This window comes from Sanguibacter sp. 25GB23B1, assembly GCF_040012415.1.
In the GTDB taxonomy this organism is placed as follows: Bacteria; Actinomycetota; Actinomycetes; order Actinomycetales; family Cellulomonadaceae; genus Sanguibacter.
On the sequence record NZ_JBDYKL010000009.1, the window covers coordinates 13,141 to 28,040 of the forward strand.

Below are 14,900 nucleotides of genomic sequence, written 5' to 3' on the forward strand. Positions count from 1 at the left end.
CTCGCGCCTCCCCGACGAGACGGGGGTCGCCCGGGCCGACGGTGCCCTGGTTCAGTCCGACAGGTTGTTGCTCAGCACGTCGAGCACCCTCGAGCGCACCTGCCGTGACCGCTCTCCGAGCCTGTCGGCGACGACCTCGACGAGCGCCTCGAGGACGATCGCGTGCGGCACGCGCGAGGTGTGCTCGAGCTCGGCACGGAAGGACCCGGCGGCCGGGCCGACGACGAGGGCGACGTCGGCGAGCGCGGTGAGCGGCGACTCGACGAAGCTCGTGAGGACGACGACGGGGACCCCGGCAGCGCGCCCGGCGCGAGCCACCTTGAGGCTGGACTCGTTGGCGCCCGAGCCCGAGACGACGAGACAGAGGTCGGCCGGGGTCAGCTGCGCTGCGGCGATCTGCTGGCCGATGGGGTCGGCGACGAACTCCGTCGGGCGCCCGCCGGCCGTCATGCGCAGCGCGAGGTCTGCGGCGAGCGGCGACGACAGCCCGTTCCCCGTCGCGACGACGCGACCCGCCCCGACGCACAGTGCGACAGCCTGCTCGACACGCTCGTCGTCGAGGACGCTGGTGATCTGCTGGAGCGTAGCGGCCAGGCTCTCGACGTGCGTCCGGACCCGACCGAGGGCGGTGTCGGGGTGCGCGGACGGTTCGGCATTGACGGCGAGCTCACGGGCGAGCGCGACCCGCAGCTGCGGGTAGCCGCGATAGCCGAGGCGCTGGCACGTGCGGATCACCGAGGAGCGTGCCACGCCGGCGCGGTCGGCGATGTCCTGCGCCGTGGCCTCGATCGCCGCAGCGACGTCCTCGAGGACGAGGTCGACGACACGGCGCTCCGTCGGCTGGAGGGCGTTGCGGACCGTCGCGATCCGGACCGACGGCCACACGTCAGGGCCAGGTTCCGCCTCCGTGGGGCCCTGCTCCGGACCTCGACCAGGACCCGCAGCCCCGAGGGTGGTGCTCATCGTTCCCTGCTACCGTCGGTGAGGCGGCGTCGGACCATGCCGGAGACAGCGTCGATCAGCATCGTGACGATCACGACGACGATGAGCAGCACCCCGACGGTGGGCCACTCACGGTACTGGGTGTACGAGGTGAGCATGTCGCCGATCCCGCCGACCCCGATGAGCCCCAGGACGGCCGAGGCACGGACGTTGATCTCGAAACGGTAGAGCCAGAACGAGAAGAAGTCGGTCGCAGCGCTCGGCCACACGCCCCAGCGCAACGCCTCGACGGTCGAGCCACCAGCCGCGCGCACGGCTTCGACGGGACCGGGATCGACCCCTTCGACCGACTCGTAGCCCCACTTGCCGAGGGTCCCGACGCTGTTCACAGCCAGCGCGAGCGCCCCGGTGAGCGGTGTGAGCCCGGTGACGGACAGGATGATGATCGCGATGATGATCTCCGGGACTGCTCGGATGAGGGAGAACAGCCCGCGCAGCCCGGCACGGACGGGGGCCGGCCCGTACCCGCGCGCTGCGAGGAAGCTCAGCGGGAAGGACAGGAGGATGCCGAGGACAGTGCCGAGCCACGCCATCTCGACCGAACGCAGCGTCTGCCGGAGGGCCTCGGGCAGCTTGTCCCAGGATGGCGTCGAGAACATGAGTCCGAGGTAGCGGACCACCTCTCCGGGGAGGCTCGTGAGCCTCGACCACTGGATGTCGATCGACCAGAAGGCTGCGAGCGCGACCACGGTGGCCGCGGTGAGGGCGGTGTTCCGCAGGATCCGCGTCGGGGGCCGGGGCGGGACCGCCTCGGGTGCGGTGGCGCGGGCAGGTGCGATCGTGGTCATACGAGCCTCCGTCGGACGATCGAGCTGACGAGGTCGATGACGAGCACCGCGACGAGGATCTCGAGGATGATGAGCGAGAGCTGGTCGTACCGGTAGTAGGTGCGCACGGCGTCGACGAGGAGGCCGAGGCCTCCGGCGCCGACCAGGCCGAGCACGGCCGACGCGCGCACGTTGAGCTCGAGGACGTAGAGCGTCTGGTTGACGAAGCTCGGCAGCATGTCAGGCAGCGCGATCGTGCGGTTGATCTGGCTCTGGGTCCCGCCGGCGGCTCGCCCTGCCTCGAGCGGGCCGCGGTCCGAGCCGTCGACGGTCTCGGAGACCATCTTGACGATGATGCCGGTGTTGAACAGGACGAGCGCGATGACACCAGGCAGCGCCCCGACGCCCACCATCGCGACGAGCACCGCGACGTAGAGGAGCTCGGGGACGGCGCGGACCACGTTGAGCGCGCACCGCACCGCACCGCGCGTCCAGACGTTCGGGTTGGTGGGTCGAGCGGCCCAGAGGCTCACGGGCAGGGAGACGGCGGCGCCGACGACCGTCGCGACGACAGCCATCTGGAGCGTCTCGAGCATGGGTTCGACGGTCCTCGGGAAGAAGGACCAGTCGGGGCTGAGCAGCTTGAGGATGCGGTCGGCCCCGTTGCGCCAGTTGCGGGCGATGGCGTCGGCGTCGAAGCCGATGGCCCACGGTCCGAGGGTCGCGGCGGTGAGGAGCACGACGACGGCGAGCGCGGCCCAGGGCTTCCAGCGACCGGCCGGGCGCGGCGGGACGTCGAGGTACGACGTCCGGGGTCCTGCTGTCGGCGGGGTGGTGGTGGTCGGGATCATCCGCCGAGCACGTCCTGCTGCCGGATGCTGCGGCCGTAGATCTCTTCGAAGACGGCGTCGCTCGCGGTGGCCGCCGGGCCGTCGTAGACGACCTTCCCGGCGCGCAGACCGATCATCCGGGTGCCGTACTCGCGTGCGAGGTCGAGGAGGTGGAGGTTGGTGAGGACGGTGATGCCGAGCTCGGTGTTGATGCGTCGGAGGTCACCCATCACGGCGTGGGCGCTCGGCGGGTCGAGGCTCGCCACGGGCTCGTCGGCGAGGACGATCCGGGGCTCCTGCGTGAGCGCGCGGGCGATGGCCACGCGCTGCTGCTGGCCACCCGAGAGCGCCGAGGCGCGGTGCCACGTCTTCTCGAGGATGCCGACCCGGTCGAGCGCCTCGAAGGCGATCTGCTTGTCGGCGGCGGTGTAGGCGCCGAGCAGCGTGCGCCACGTGGGGGTGTGGGCGAGACGCCCGACGAGCACGTTGTTGAGCACGGTCGTGCGCTTGGCGAGGTTGAAGCCTTGGAAGATCATCCCGATGCTGCCGCGCACCGCCCGAGCCTGCCGACCCGAGAGCGTGCTGAGAGTGTGCTCGCCGACCACCACCGAGCCCGAGGTGACCGGGACGAGCCCGTTGATGGTCCGGACGAGGGTCGACTTGCCCGAGCCGGAGAGACCGACGATCGAGACCATCTCGCCGGCCTCGATGTCGAGGGTGACTCCGTCGAGGGCGGTCACCCCACCTGGGTAGCGCACGGTGACGTCCCGCACCCGGACGGGCCAGGAGCGGGACGTCACCTGCTGTGGTGCGACGGTCACTGGAGGCCGAGCTTCTCGGCGGCCTGTGCGACGACGTCGAGCGTGCTCGGGTCGGCCGGCGCGAGCTTGCTGATGGAGTAGATGTCGGTGAGGGTCTGCGAGCCCTCGGGTGTGTTCGAGTAGTCCTCGAGGGCCGTGGTGATCTTGTCCTGGAGCTCGGGCGAGAGGTCGGCCGAGAGCGCGACGCCGTCGTTGGGGATCTCGTCGGTGAGGGCGAAGACCACGACCTTCTGGCCGACGTCCGGGACGTCCTTGGACACGATGTCGCGCGCGTCCCAGAAGCTGAAGCCGACCTCGGCGTCGCCGCTGTAGACGGCGAGCACGCTCGCGTCGTTGGTCGTCACCGGGATCTGCTCGATGCCGGAGTCGGTGTCGATACCGGCGTTCTTCAGGGCGAGGACCGGGTAGATGTAGCCGGCGGGCGATCCGGGCCCGAGCAGGGCGACCTTCGCACCCTCGACCTTGGTGATCGAGTCGAGGCCGGCAGGTCCGACGAGCGCGTCGGCACCGTTGCAGAAGAGCTTGCCGTCCCGCTCGACGGGGGTGTCGTCGCAGTACTTGTCGGGGTCGTTCGTCATGAGCTGCGCGGGGTAGGAGATGTTGCCGTTGCGCTCGGTCTGCAGGACGACCGAGGCGTCGTACATGTCGGATGCCTGCCACAGCTGGAGTGAGGGAAGGAAGCCGATCTGCGCCTGGCCGGCTCCCATGGCCTCGACCGCGGCCTGGTAGTCCTTCGAGACGACTCCCGTGACCTCCATGTCGAGGGCCTCGCTGAGGAAGTCCGTGAGCGGCTTCGCCGTGTCGACGAGGCCGCCCTGGTCCTGTGACGGGACGAGCGCGAGGGTGAGCGAGGTGGGGTCTGCGGCCGGTCCGTCCTCGACGGAGCCGGAGGCGTCGGAGCTGCAGGCGGCGAGGGAGCCGAGCGTGAGGAGAGCGACGGAGGTGAGGGCCAGCTTCGTGAGCTTCACAGGTCTGCCTTTGCGGTGGTGGTGGTGGGAGCGGGGTGGTCGTGGGGCGCGACGGGTGCGTCTGTCGCTGTCGCCCAGGCGGTGATGCCTGGGGCGAGCCCGTCGAGCGTGTCGGCGCACAGGGTGGCCCGGGCGTCGCCGACGCCGCCGCGGGTGAGGAAGGCTGTGGTGCCACCGCGGACCCGGACGGGCTCGAGGTCGTTGAGCCACACGTCGCCGACGCTGAGCACCGGGCCGCGCAGGAGCATCTCCTCGACGAGGGTCTCCATGCCGGCCGGCTTGCCGACGGAGGTGCGGACCTCGTCGAAGGCGTCGGTGACGCCGAGGACCGCGAGGGCCCTGTCGAGGCCTGTGCTCGGGGCGTTCGTCGCGAGGACGAGGTATGCCAGCGTCTTGAGCCGGTGGAGCCACGAGGCGAGGTCGTGTCCCGACCCCTGGCTGAGGAAGGGTGCGCTGATGACCGCCTGCTCGGTCGCGAGCAGCTCGCGGCTGGCCAGGTAGGCGGCGGACAGCACGGAGCTGTCGGCACCGTGCGCGAGGGCGGCTCGCCGGACGAGGTCGTAGTCGTCGATCGCGCCGTGGCTGTGCTCGGCGTCAGGGTTGCGCAGGCCGTCCTCGACGGCGTCCCGGAAGTCCTGGGCGAGCCTCGGGACGATCCGTGCGGCGACCTGCTCCGCGTAGGCGCGGACGGGTCCGTCCCCGACGGTGATGGTTCCGTCGAAGTCGAAGATGATCACGCGGTCGCGTGTCGTTCTCTCCACGTGCCCTCCGGAGCCGGTGGTGTGCGCACCACGGCTGTGGACGCGATGTCCACACTAGGAGGGCTTCATGGACGCTTTGGCTACGGGTAGGTGAACACCGCGTGACGATCTGTTGCGGGCCGGACGCACGACGCAGGTCTCAGCCCCGCGACTCCTCGCGCAGAGGCTTCACGGACGCCGGGACCGCGCCCGGGTCGATCGTCGCGAAAGCGCACGTGAAGGACCCGCGGTACCCGAACACCGGACCGATGACGGGGTTGCTCACCGTCAGGTCGATGCGGAAGCAGCCCGCGTCGTCGTCGAAGTGCTCGCGCAGCTCTGCCGTCCCGCTCGCGAGCATCGGGAACGAGAACCCGAGCCGACCCTCGTAGAACCGCTGCGCACCGGACCGCAGCACCAGCCCGCCGCGGTCGTCGACGGTGAGGTCGAGGTCGACCGCGAGGTGCTGGTGGGTGCCGAGATAGTCGAGCACACGGCCGGCGGGGCGGTCGAAGACCATCGTCGCGTCGAAGCGGCTGCGCCGGCTGCCGGGGAACTCGAAGGTCCGCACGAAGGACGTCGTGTCCCGACCGAGGGAGTCGACGTAGCAGTAGTTCTCGATCGTGAACGGGACCTGCGTGCCGACCCGTGGGACGAGGATGTTGCGCCACGCCCCGAACCACAGGAACGGGACGGCCACCGCCCTCCCGCGCCAGACCTCGTCCATGACGCCACGCCCCACGCACGCGTTCTCCCCGTCCGGCGTGAGGCCGAACCGTCTCTGCATCTGAGGGTGGAGCCGGGACAGGTCGCTCCCGAGAGCCTGGGCGAACACGGAACCGGTCATGGGAGACGCTCCTCGCGGACGGGACGGCGGGCGACGGGCGGTCCGTCAGGTGTGCTGGTCTGGTGCGCGGCTCCGAGCGCGGCCTCGTCGACCGTCTCGGAGATGCGCGGCGGGGTGTCGGAGCTGCCTCGAGGCGGCCTGCGCAGGCACCGTCGCGCGCGCGGGAGACGCACCGGTGCGGGGGTGACGAGGGCGAGCGCAGCCACGACGACGGCCACCGGGCGCTCGAGCAGGACGAGAGCGGCGACGACCGCACCGAGGCGGACCACGTGCGAGACCACGGTGCGGCGGAGCGACGCGCGAGGGCTGATGCCGTGCTCCAGCCACAGGCGCAGCCGGTCGAAGCTCCACGCCGTCATCCAGCCGATGACGGGACGGGCGAGCCGGTCGCCGGCAGCACCCTGCCACCCCGGGACGTAGTCGTAGCCCGTGACGAAGCGGATCGCGTCCCCGTCGGGGACGTAGCGCCAGAAGCCGTGGCCCGAAGCGATCGGGGAGAGGCGGGAGTCGGCCCGGAAGCGCAGTGCCGAGGTGCACGACCCGTCCGGCCGGTGCCGCTCGCCGGCCGAGATGCCGACGCCGGTGAGCGGAGCGCCCGGGACGCTGCGGTTCTCGTACCGGAACCGCTGCGGCTCGCCGACCGGCGTGGCGAGCTGGATGATCGCCGAGAACCGCAGGTCCCAGGACGCGTGCGCGTCCGGCCCCTGCGTGGCGTCCCAGAGCGCAGCCATCGAGGCACGCACCCTCGTCTCGACGTAGATCCGCTGCGACATGCCGTGAGCGTAGCGCCGTCGGTCGATACCGGCCGGGACGTCGAGGAGGCCCTCAGGGATGAGCGACCAGCGACTCCCCCGGTGCACGCTCGCCGACCGGGAGATCCACGGTCAGCACGTTGTCCGGCGGCGCGAGCGGGCACGCCCACGCGGGGTCGTAGGCGCACGAGGGGTTGTAGGCGAAGTTGAGGTCGACCACGAGCCTGCCGTCCGGGGACTGGCCGAGGTCGGCGCCCTTGATCGTGTCGAGGAGGTAGCGCCCTCCCCCGTACGTTCCCCCTGGGCGTCCGGCGCCGGCGTCCTTGACCGGGACGAACAGTCCCCCGCCGTAGGAGCGCAGGGCCCAGACCCCGAGCGAGCCCAACCCGTCCACCTCGACCCGGCCGACCCGCTCGAACGGCACGACGCCGTCGGTCCCGGTCGGGACGTCCATGCGCGCCTCGGGGGCGGGGCCCACGTCCACCTCGACGCGGTACGCCGGGTCGTAGGCAGCCACGTCGAGGCCGGTGAACGCCTCCCGGGCCTCGAGACTCAGGGGCGACGCGGGATGGGTGGCGAAGAGCTCGTCGCGGTCGCGCACCCACGACGCGTGGGCGGCCGCCGGGTCGTCCACCGCGAGCGCACGGACCCGTGCGTACGACGCCGCCGTCCGTCGGCGCCAGTCCACGACGGCGAGCACCGTCACCGATCCTGCGTCCACAGCGCGTCCTCCGTCGTCCGGACCGGTCTCCTGGGGGCCGACGCCGGTCCGGTCCGTCCCGACGTGGTGTGATGTGACATGAGCCGGGACGGCCGGCCGCACGCTCCGACGTCGCCACCCGCCCCGCCACATCCTTTCCCACCGCACGCAACCCCGCCGCTCGGCGGGCCGAACGAGACGAGCGAGATCCCGATGAGTGAACCGTCCGACGCACGCGTAGCCGTCTACATCGACTTCGACAACATCATCATCTCCCGCTACGACCAGATCCACGGTCGTGGCGCGTTCCACAAGCACAAGGCGAAGAACATGGCGGTCCAGGCGCCGGACACGGCGGCCGACGTGCGCCAGCGCCACCGCGAGGCGACCGTGGACCTGGACGCGGTCCTCGACTTCGCGTCCTCGCTCGGCACGGTCGCGATCAGCCGTGCGTACGCCGACTGGTCCGTCCCGGTCAACGCGAGCTACCGCGCGCAGCTCGTCGACCGCGCGGTCGACCTCACCCAGCTGTTCCCGACCGTCGCGTCGATGAAGAACGGTGCGGACATCCGCCTCGCGATCGACGTCGTCGAGGACCTCTTCCGCGTCCCCGACCTCACGCACGTCGTCATCGTGGCGGGCGACTCCGACTACATCGCTCTCGCCCAGCGCAGCAAGCGGCTCGGCCGCTACGTCGTGGGCATCGGTGTCGCGGGGGCGACGAGCGCGTCCCTCGCCGCAGCGTGCGACGAGTTCATGGACTACGACGCGCTGCCCGGTACCGCCGAGGACACCCTCGTCGAGGAGCCGCCGGCACCTGTCGCCGAGCGCCCCGCACGGTCCCGCACGCGGGCGCCGCGATCGTCGGACGAGAAGCCGGCGCCGCGCGACGCCGCCGAGCAGGCCGTCGTGAGCAACGCTCCCGAGACGCCGGCGACGCCCGACGCGCCGGCCACGGCGCAGGACGAGATGGACGACTCCGGTGTCGCGATCCCGAAGAAGGGACCGAGCGGGCTGCTCGTCCGCGCGCTGCGCCTCGGCCACGCCAAGGACGACGCCGAGTGGCTGAGCACGGGCGCCGTGAAGAACCACATGCTCCGCATGGACCCGACGTTCAACGAGAAGGCGCTGGGCTACCGGACCTTCACCGACTTCCTGCGGTCCCGGGCCTCGTTCGTCGAGGTCGACGAGACGGGCAACGCACGCCGGGTGAAGCTCCGCGCAGCCTTCCACTCCTAGCCCGGGGCCGGTCGGGCGACGGTCCGTCCGGGCGCGGCTCGCGGCCGAGGCAACCGTGAAAGGATCACGCCATGGATCCTTCCGCGCTCGCGAAGCTGCTCGACCCGGACGGTTGGGCGCTGCTCAACGCGATGCCGCCGTACGACGAGAAGCTGGCGATGGTGCTCTCCGAGCGGCTGCGGGCGAAGGGCCTCGACCCCGAGCTCGTGGCGCTCGTCCTCACGCAGTCCCGGCTGCGCGGCAAGGCGGAGTCCAAGTTCGGGGAGTTCGCCGACGGCATGCTCTTCACGCCCGCCGGTCTCGAGCAGGCGACCAGGCTCGTCGTCGCGGCTCGTCACGCGCAGCGGTACGTCGCTGCCGGGATCGAGCACGTCGTCGACCTCACGTGCGGTGTGGGTGCTGATGCCATGGCTTTCGCCGGCATGGGCCTCAAGGTCCTCGCGACCGAGATCGACGAGGTCACGGCGGCGATCGCGACGGTGAACCTGCGCGCGTTCCCCGAGGCGGTCGTCCGGTACGGCGACGGGCTGGCCCTGGACCTCGCCGGCGAAGGACTGACCGGACCGAGCGTCGGGATCTACGCCGACCCCGCCCGCCGGACCCGGTCGGGCAAGCGGATCTTCGACCCCAAGGCCTACGCCCCGGCGCTGGACGACGTCTGGGCGCTGCGCGCCACCGTGCCTGCCGTCGGCATCAAGGTCGGCCCCGGGATCCCGCACGACGGCCTGCCGGAGGACTGCGAGGCCCAGTGGGTCTCCGTGGACGGCGACGTCGTCGAGGCAGGGCTGTGGTTCGGTCCGCTCGCCCCCGACGGCCACGGTCGCACCGCGCTCCTCCTGCGGACCGCCGGTGGCAGGTCGGACGCTCGCACGTTCCGCAGCGACCGTGCGCCCGGCGCCACCGAGGACCTCCCCCCGGAGGCCGTCGACGGCGTCGCCGGGGTGGGCGGGTACCTCTACGAGCCCGACGGTGCCGTGATCCGTGCGGGCCTGGTCGCCGACGCCTCTCGAGTGCTCGGCGGACGTCTGCTCGACCGCACGATCGCCTACGTGACGACCGACACACCACACGCCGAGACGGAGAACGTGCCGCTCGCGACCGGGTACCGCATCCTGGACGTCATGCCTTTCAGCCTCAAGCGCCTGCGGACCTACCTCCGGGAGCGGGAGGTCGGCCGGCTCACCATCAAGAAGCGCGGCACGGCCGTCACGCCCGAGCACCTGCGGGGCCAGCTCGGCCTCAAGGGCTCACAGGAGGCGACGATCGTGCTCACCCGGGTCGCCGGTTCCCAGCAGATCCTCGTGGTCGAACCCCTCGACCGACCCCAGACGGAGTGACGATGCACCTGCCCTTCGCCCGCTCCGAGAGGTCCTCCGTCGGCATCGAGTGGGAGCTCGCGCTCGTCGACAAGGACTCCGGTGACCTGCGCCAGGTCGCGCAGACGATCCTCGACTCGGTCGCTCCCGCAGACGGCTCCCAGCACCCCCACATCCGCCAGGAGCTCCTCCTCAACACGGTCGAGGTCGTCTCCGGCGTGTGCCGCACGGTCCGCGAGGCGGGCGACGACCTCGAGCGCAGCATCGAGGAGATCCGTACGCTCACCGACCCGCTGAGGGTCGAGCTCATGTCCTCCGGGACGCACCCCTTCGCGCGGTGGACGCAGCAGAAGGTCACCGACAAGCAGCGCTACGCCACGCTCATCGACCGGACGCAGTGGTGGGGCCGGCAGATGCTCATCTACGGCGTGCACGTCCACGTGGGCATCGAGGACCGCGACAAGGTCCTGCCGATCTCGCGGGCGATGCTCACCCACTTCGGTCAGCTGCAGTCCCTCTCCGCGTCGAGCCCGTTCTGGGGTGGCAAGGACACGGGCTACGCGTCCAACCGGGCACTCATGTTCCAACAGCTGCCGACCGCGGGGCTCGGGTTCCAGTTCGAGGAGTGGGGCCAGCTCGAGAGCTACGTCGCGGACATGCTCCACACGGGGGTCATCGATCAGTTCGACGAGGTGCGGTGGGACCTGCGACCGTCGCCGCGGTTCGGCACGCTCGAGACGCGGATCTGCGACGGGGCGTCGAACATCACCGAGGTCCTGGCGCTCGCGGCGCTCAACCACTGTCTCGTGGAGCACCTGTCGACGCTGCTCGACGAGGGCAAGGAGCTTCCGTCGATACCGCCGTGGTTCGCCCAGGAGAACAAGTGGCGCTCGGCGCGCTACGGGATGGACGCCATCCTCATCCTCGACCGCGCGGGCAACGAGGAGCTCGTGACGGACTCGATCACGAGGCTCCTCGCGGAGCTCGAGCCGGTCGCGGAGCGGCTGGGTTGCCTCGAGGAGCTGGACAGCGTGCGCACGATCGTGCGGCGCGGTGCCGGCTACCAGCGGCAGCGAGCGGTCGCCCGGCGCAACGGCGGCGAGCTCGACGCGGTCGTCGCTTCGTTGGTCGCCGAGATGCGGGCCGGGAAGCCGCTCTAGATCGTCGGCCCCCGCCCGGTCGCTCCCTGGGGAGCGACCGGGCTTCTCCGTCCTCCACTAGTTGGCAATGCCGGGTAGTGGGTATAGCCTCTGTCGGGTGGACGAGATCACGCGCGACCCCCAGCTGCTCAAAGGCATCCTCCCGACCCTCATCCTCGCCGCGCTCGGGCGCCAGGAGACGTACGGGTACGAGCTCGTCACCCGGCTCCGCGACGCAGGACTCGCCGACATCGCGCCCGGCACGGTCTACCCCGTGCTCACCCGGCTCGAGCGCGACGGTTCCCTCGAGGCGCACCTCGTCGCCTCCCCGTCCGGACCGGCACGCAAGTACTACCGACCGACCGCCGCAGGGCTCACCCGCCTCGCGGACGGCACGAGCGCCTGGAACGCCCTCGCCGACATCGTGCAGACCATGACCGCCACCGACCCGACCACCGACGGAGACGACCGATGACCACCACCCGCACCCGCACGCCGCTCGTGGACGTCCTGCGCCGAGAGGCATACCTGGCGCGGCTCTCGCTCTTCATGGACGACCTCCCCCGCGCACGGCGTCGATCGATCTACCGCGACCTGCGCGCGGAGCTCACCGCAGCCGCGGACGACAGCGGCATGACCGGCGCCGTCCGTGACCTCGGACCCGCTGCGGTCCTCGCCCACGGGTACCGCGAGGCCGAAGGAAGGCCGCTGCCGCGCTGGACCCTCGGTGCGCTCGTCGCGGGCGGGGTCGTGGCCCTCTGGGTCTTCACGACGCTGACGTACGCGATGGGTCTGCTCGACGCATCCAGGTCGGCGACGGCCGAGGGCGACGCCACGGTCGTCACCACCGGCTCCTACCTGTGGAACGACATCACCGCCCGGTCCTCCGCCGACTCGATCTCGGTCGAGAGCACCGGGATCGGCTTCCTGCTCATGCTCGTGGCCTACGGCGTCGTCACCTTCGTCGTCGCGCGCGGCTGGCGCGCCTGGACGCGCTAGCAGCCGGTCCCGACCGGGTAGGGACCGACGGCGACCGGCAGGTTGCCGGGCGCGGCCTGGCGTCCCTGGAGCACCGCGACGAGCGCATCCATCGTCCCCGGGTCACGGCCGTAGGCCGCGATCTTCACCGGAGCGCTGGACGTCGCGAGCGCGTGCGGCGCGTCGACCGCCACGACCACGTCGCCCCCGGACGCACCGGACGCGCCCGTGACGAGCCGGACCTCCGCTCCGGCCGGCGCCCCCGGCGCCGCGAGCACGAGCCCTCCCCGGGCCGCGGCAGCCGCGAACGCCTCCTGGGCGAGATCGCCACCGCCCACGACTCGGACGTTCCCCGCGACGAGCGGACCGGCGCACTGACCGGTGAGCACCGTGATCGCGGCGTCGCTCAAGGCACGCGCCGCCGGGGCCGCCGACCCGATCGTCGCGGGCGACACCGGCGCGATGGCCTCGGCGCGGCCGGCCAGCTTCTCCTGCCAGCGCATCATGGTGATGACCCGCCCGGCCGCCTCGTCCAGCCGCGCGCGGGACAGGGCCCCGGAGGCGACCGCGTCGACGATCGCCTGACGTGCTGCGACGGAGTCCGTCGGGGTGAGGAGGAGGTCGGCTCCGGCGACGAGTGCCTCCACGGACACCTGCCCCGGTCCGCGGCCCGCGGTGACCGCGCCCATGTCGAGGCTGTCCGTCACGGCCACCCCCGTGAAGCCCAGCTCGTCGCGCAGGTAGGCATAGGCAGGCGCTGAGAGCGATGCCGGTACGCCGGGCTGCCATGCCGTCACGGCGACGTGCCCCATCATGATCATCGGGGTGCCCGCACCGACCGACTCCGCGAAGGGCACGAGGTCGCGCGCTTCGAGCTCCGCGACCGAGGCGCCCTGGACGGGCAGCGACGCGTGCGAGTCGACCGTCACGCTGCCGTGACCGGGAAAGTGCTTCGCTGCCGGCATGACCCCGGCGTCGAGCGACCCCTCGACCGCCGCGACGGTGACGAGCGCGACGGTCGTCGGCTCCGACCCGGCCGAGCGGGAGCCGATCGTCGGGTCGTCGGGTCCGATGGTCACGTCGGCCACCGGAGCGAAGTTCATCGTGAACCCCGCCGCCCTCAGCTCGGACGCCCTGGCGCGGGCGGCCTCACGGACGACCGCCGCGTCGCCCGTCGCGCCCGCTGCGGCGAAGGACGGGAGCTGGGTGAAGGGTGGGCGGAGGCGCTGGACGAGGCCACCCTCCTGGTCGACACCGACGACCACCGGCCAGGTACGACCGTCGGCCGCTCCCGCGGCGGCCAGCTGTGCGGTGAGCGCGCGGACCTGGTCGGGTCCCGTGACGTTCTCGGTGAAGAGGATCGCGCCCGCGAAGCCGAGGTCCGTGATCTGCTGGGTGACCGTCGTCGCGTCGACGCCCGCGTAGCGCGGGACGATGACCGCCCCGGCCACGCGCTCGAGCGGCAGAGCAGCGGCGTCCGCGACGCCCTGAGCGAGGTCCGCCTCGGTGGGACCCCACGCGAGCGACGGAGACGCGGGCGGGTCCTCGGAACCGTCGGTCGGGGCCCCGGACGCGGGTGGGCCGGGGGTCTGCGCACCGTCGCGACCGGAACCGCGGTCGGCGTCGCCCGAGCCCGAGCGTCCCACGACGATCGTCCCCGCGACTGCCACGAGGACGACCATGACAGCGACGAGGAGCCACCGTCGTCGGGTCATCCGTCCTCCCCCACGTGCCGTGCCGACCACGGGCGCAGGCTCAGACGCTGACGGTGGTCAGCGGCATGGACGAGTCCACCGGGATGTCCAGGCGCGAGGGCTCGACGCCGGCCCGGACCACCGCAGAACCGAGCGCTGCGATCATCGCGCCGTTGTCCGTGCAGAAGCGGATCGGCGGGATGCGCAGCGTGATCCCGGCCTCGGCGCACCGGGCGGCAGCCATCTCGCGCAGCTGGGAGTTCGCCGAGAAACCACCACCGATGACGAGGGTGTCGACGTCGTGGCGTCGGCACGCGGCGATCGTCTTCGCCGTGAGGACGTCCGCGACCGCCGCCGCGAACGAGGCCGAGACGTCGGCCACCGGGATCGGGTACCCGTCGTCGGTGCGCGCCTCGACCCACCGGGCGACAGCCGTCTTGAGGCCGGAGAACGAGAAGTCGTACATGTGCTTCGCCTGGTCCTTCGCGGCGGTGAGACCGCGCGGGAACCGGATCGCGGTCGGGTTGCCCTCGCGGGCCAGCCGGTCGATGTGCGGGCCGCCGGGGTACGGCAGGCCGAGCAGGCGTCCCACCTTGTCGAACGCCTCGCCCGCGGCGTCGTCGAGCGTGGAGCCCAGCTCGACGACGGCGGTCGCGATGTCGTCGACGAGCAGGAGCGACGAGTGCCCGCCGGAGACGACGAGCGCCATGAAACGGTCCGGGAAGTCGCCGTGCACGAGCTGGTCCACCGCCGCGTGGCCGACGACGTGGTTGACGCCGTACAGGGGGAGCCCGAGCGCGAGCGCGAGCGACTTCGCCGCGGCGGCACCGACCGTCAACGGTCCGACGAGCCCGGGGCCGGCCGTGACGGCGATCGCCTCCACGTCGCCGAGCGAGACGCCGGCACCTGCGAGCGCCCGCTCGATCGTCGGGACCATCGCCTCGAGGTGGGCGCGGGACGCGATCTCGGGGATGATCCCGCCGAAGCGGGCGTGCTCGTCGACCGAGCTCGCGACCTCGTCGACGAGGAGCTCGTTGCCACGCACGAGGGCGACCCCCGTCTCGTCGCAGGAGCTCTCGATGCCGAGGACGAGGGGCGCAGACATGC

16 protein-coding genes are annotated in these 14,900 nt (G+C 71.9%); 5 read left to right on the forward strand and 11 right to left on the reverse strand.

Annotation, left to right across the window (positions count from 1 at the left end; all coding sequences use genetic code 11):
• Positions 1–51: 51 nt before the first annotated feature.
• From ABKW26_RS07285 to ABKW26_RS07325, 9 genes are all read right to left on the reverse strand, one after another.
• The gene (locus tag ABKW26_RS07285) at positions 52–963 is read right to left on the reverse strand and encodes a MurR/RpiR family transcriptional regulator (RefSeq protein WP_348592246.1); all 912 of its coding nucleotides are present in this window, start codon (positions 961–963) and stop codon (positions 52–54) included.
• Positions 960–1,790, reverse strand: a complete 831-nt coding sequence (phnE, locus tag ABKW26_RS07290; protein ID WP_348592247.1) for a phosphonate ABC transporter, permease protein PhnE — start codon at positions 1,788–1,790, stop codon at positions 960–962. Before phnE (ABKW26_RS07290) ends, ABKW26_RS07285 begins: the two co-directional genes overlap by 4 nt.
• On the reverse strand, positions 1,787–2,620 hold the full coding sequence (gene phnE, locus ABKW26_RS07295; protein WP_348592249.1) for a phosphonate ABC transporter, permease protein PhnE: 834 nt from the start codon (positions 2,618–2,620) through the stop codon (positions 1,787–1,789). The genes phnE (ABKW26_RS07290) and phnE (ABKW26_RS07295) overlap by 4 nt, the downstream gene beginning before the upstream one ends.
• Positions 2,617–3,420: a phosphonate ABC transporter ATP-binding protein gene (gene phnC / locus ABKW26_RS07300; RefSeq protein ID WP_348592251.1), complete on the reverse strand. Its 804-nt coding sequence runs from the start codon at positions 3,418–3,420 to the stop codon at positions 2,617–2,619. Before phnC ends, phnE (ABKW26_RS07295) begins: the two co-directional genes overlap by 4 nt.
• Positions 3,417–4,388 carry a phosphate/phosphite/phosphonate ABC transporter substrate-binding protein gene (gene phnD, locus ABKW26_RS07305; protein ID WP_348592253.1) on the reverse strand — a complete coding sequence of 324 codons (972 nt, stop codon included), beginning with the start codon at positions 4,386–4,388 and terminating at the stop codon, positions 3,417–3,419. Before phnD ends, phnC begins: the two co-directional genes overlap by 4 nt.
• The gene (locus ABKW26_RS07310) at positions 4,385–5,149 is read right to left on the reverse strand and encodes an HAD family hydrolase (RefSeq protein WP_348592255.1); all 765 of its coding nucleotides are present in this window, start codon (positions 5,147–5,149) and stop codon (positions 4,385–4,387) included. The genes phnD and ABKW26_RS07310 overlap by 4 nt, the downstream gene beginning before the upstream one ends.
• Before the next feature lie 139 nt (positions 5,150–5,288).
• Entirely contained in the window at positions 5,289–5,975 is a 687-nt protein-coding gene (locus ABKW26_RS07315) for a DUF4166 domain-containing protein (RefSeq protein WP_348592257.1), read from the reverse strand.
• Positions 5,972–6,748, reverse strand: coding sequence for a hypothetical protein (locus tag ABKW26_RS07320; RefSeq protein WP_348592259.1), 777 nt, complete (start codon positions 6,746–6,748; stop codon positions 5,972–5,974). The genes ABKW26_RS07315 and ABKW26_RS07320 overlap by 4 nt, the downstream gene beginning before the upstream one ends.
• 52 nt (positions 6,749–6,800) lie before the next feature.
• Complete coding sequence (locus tag ABKW26_RS07325) at positions 6,801–7,448, reverse strand: DUF1684 domain-containing protein (RefSeq protein ID WP_348592261.1); 648 nt, start codon at positions 7,446–7,448, stop codon at positions 6,801–6,803.
• Positions 7,449–7,640: 192 nt separating this feature from the next.
• On the opposite strand from ABKW26_RS07325, the gene ABKW26_RS07330 reads away from it, so the two are divergent.
• The 5 genes from ABKW26_RS07330 to ABKW26_RS07350 all read left to right on the forward strand — a co-directional run bounded on the left by ABKW26_RS07330 (position 7,641) and on the right by ABKW26_RS07350 (position 12,120).
• Positions 7,641–8,666: an NYN domain-containing protein gene (locus ABKW26_RS07330; protein ID WP_348592263.1), complete on the forward strand. Its 1,026-nt coding sequence runs from the start codon at positions 7,641–7,643 to the stop codon at positions 8,664–8,666.
• Between the two features lie 71 nt (positions 8,667–8,737).
• The gene (locus tag ABKW26_RS07335; RefSeq protein ID WP_348592265.1) at positions 8,738–10,003 is read left to right on the forward strand and encodes an SAM-dependent methyltransferase; all 1,266 of its coding nucleotides are present in this window, start codon (positions 8,738–8,740) and stop codon (positions 10,001–10,003) included.
• A 2-nt stretch (positions 10,004–10,005) separates the two neighbouring features.
• Complete coding sequence (locus tag ABKW26_RS07340; protein WP_348592266.1) at positions 10,006–11,142, forward strand: glutamate--cysteine ligase; 1,137 nt, start codon at positions 10,006–10,008, stop codon at positions 11,140–11,142.
• A gap of 97 nt (positions 11,143–11,239) precedes the next feature.
• Positions 11,240–11,596 carry a PadR family transcriptional regulator gene (locus ABKW26_RS07345; protein WP_348592268.1) on the forward strand — a complete coding sequence of 119 codons (357 nt, stop codon included), beginning with the start codon at positions 11,240–11,242 and terminating at the stop codon, positions 11,594–11,596.
• Positions 11,593–12,120, forward strand: coding sequence for a hypothetical protein (locus ABKW26_RS07350; RefSeq protein WP_348592270.1), 528 nt, complete (start codon positions 11,593–11,595; stop codon positions 12,118–12,120). Before ABKW26_RS07345 ends, ABKW26_RS07350 begins: the two co-directional genes overlap by 4 nt.
• Here ABKW26_RS07350 and ABKW26_RS07355 read toward each other — a convergent pair.
• Both ABKW26_RS07355 and tsaD read right to left on the reverse strand, forming a co-directional pair.
• Positions 12,117–13,814, reverse strand: coding sequence for a glycoside hydrolase family 3 N-terminal domain-containing protein (locus ABKW26_RS07355; protein ID WP_348592272.1), 1,698 nt, complete (start codon positions 13,812–13,814; stop codon positions 12,117–12,119). The genes ABKW26_RS07350 and ABKW26_RS07355 overlap by 4 nt on opposite strands.
• Before the next feature lie 40 nt (positions 13,815–13,854).
• Positions 13,855–14,898 (reverse strand): tRNA (adenosine(37)-N6)-threonylcarbamoyltransferase complex transferase subunit TsaD, encoded by a 1,044-nt coding sequence (gene tsaD, locus ABKW26_RS07360; RefSeq protein WP_348592274.1) that lies wholly within the window; start codon positions 14,896–14,898, stop codon positions 13,855–13,857.
• Positions 14,899–14,900: the final 2 nt, after the last annotated feature.

What these genes read in the sequence shown, in the direction of transcription:
- ABKW26_RS07285 (WP_348592246.1), bottom strand. Translation starts at nt 963, where the DNA reads ATGAGCACCACCCTCGGGGCTGCGGGTCCTGGTCGAGGTCCGGAGCAG.
- phnE (WP_348592247.1), bottom strand. Translation starts at nt 1,790, where the DNA reads ATGACCACGATCGCACCTGCCCGCGCCACCGCACCCGAGGCGGTCCCG.
- phnE (WP_348592249.1), bottom strand. Translation starts at nt 2,620, where the DNA reads ATGATCCCGACCACCACCACCCCGCCGACAGCAGGACCCCGGACGTCG.
- ABKW26_RS07315 (WP_348592257.1), bottom strand. Translation starts at nt 5,975, where the DNA reads ATGACCGGTTCCGTGTTCGCCCAGGCTCTCGGGAGCGACCTGTCCCGG.
- ABKW26_RS07320 (WP_348592259.1), bottom strand. Translation starts at nt 6,748, where the DNA reads ATGTCGCAGCGGATCTACGTCGAGACGAGGGTGCGTGCCTCGATGGCT.
- ABKW26_RS07330 (WP_348592263.1), top strand. Translation starts at nt 7,641, where the DNA reads ATGAGTGAACCGTCCGACGCACGCGTAGCCGTCTACATCGACTTCGAC.
- ABKW26_RS07335 (WP_348592265.1), top strand. Translation starts at nt 8,738, where the DNA reads ATGGATCCTTCCGCGCTCGCGAAGCTGCTCGACCCGGACGGTTGGGCG.
- ABKW26_RS07340 (WP_348592266.1), top strand. Translation starts at nt 10,006, where the DNA reads ATGCACCTGCCCTTCGCCCGCTCCGAGAGGTCCTCCGTCGGCATCGAG.
- ABKW26_RS07350 (WP_348592270.1), top strand. Translation starts at nt 11,593, where the DNA reads ATGACCACCACCCGCACCCGCACGCCGCTCGTGGACGTCCTGCGCCGA.
- ABKW26_RS07355 (WP_348592272.1), bottom strand. Translation starts at nt 13,814, where the DNA reads ATGACCCGACGACGGTGGCTCCTCGTCGCTGTCATGGTCGTCCTCGTG.
- tsaD (WP_348592274.1), bottom strand. Translation starts at nt 14,898, where the DNA reads ATGTCTGCGCCCCTCGTCCTCGGCATCGAGAGCTCCTGCGACGAGACG.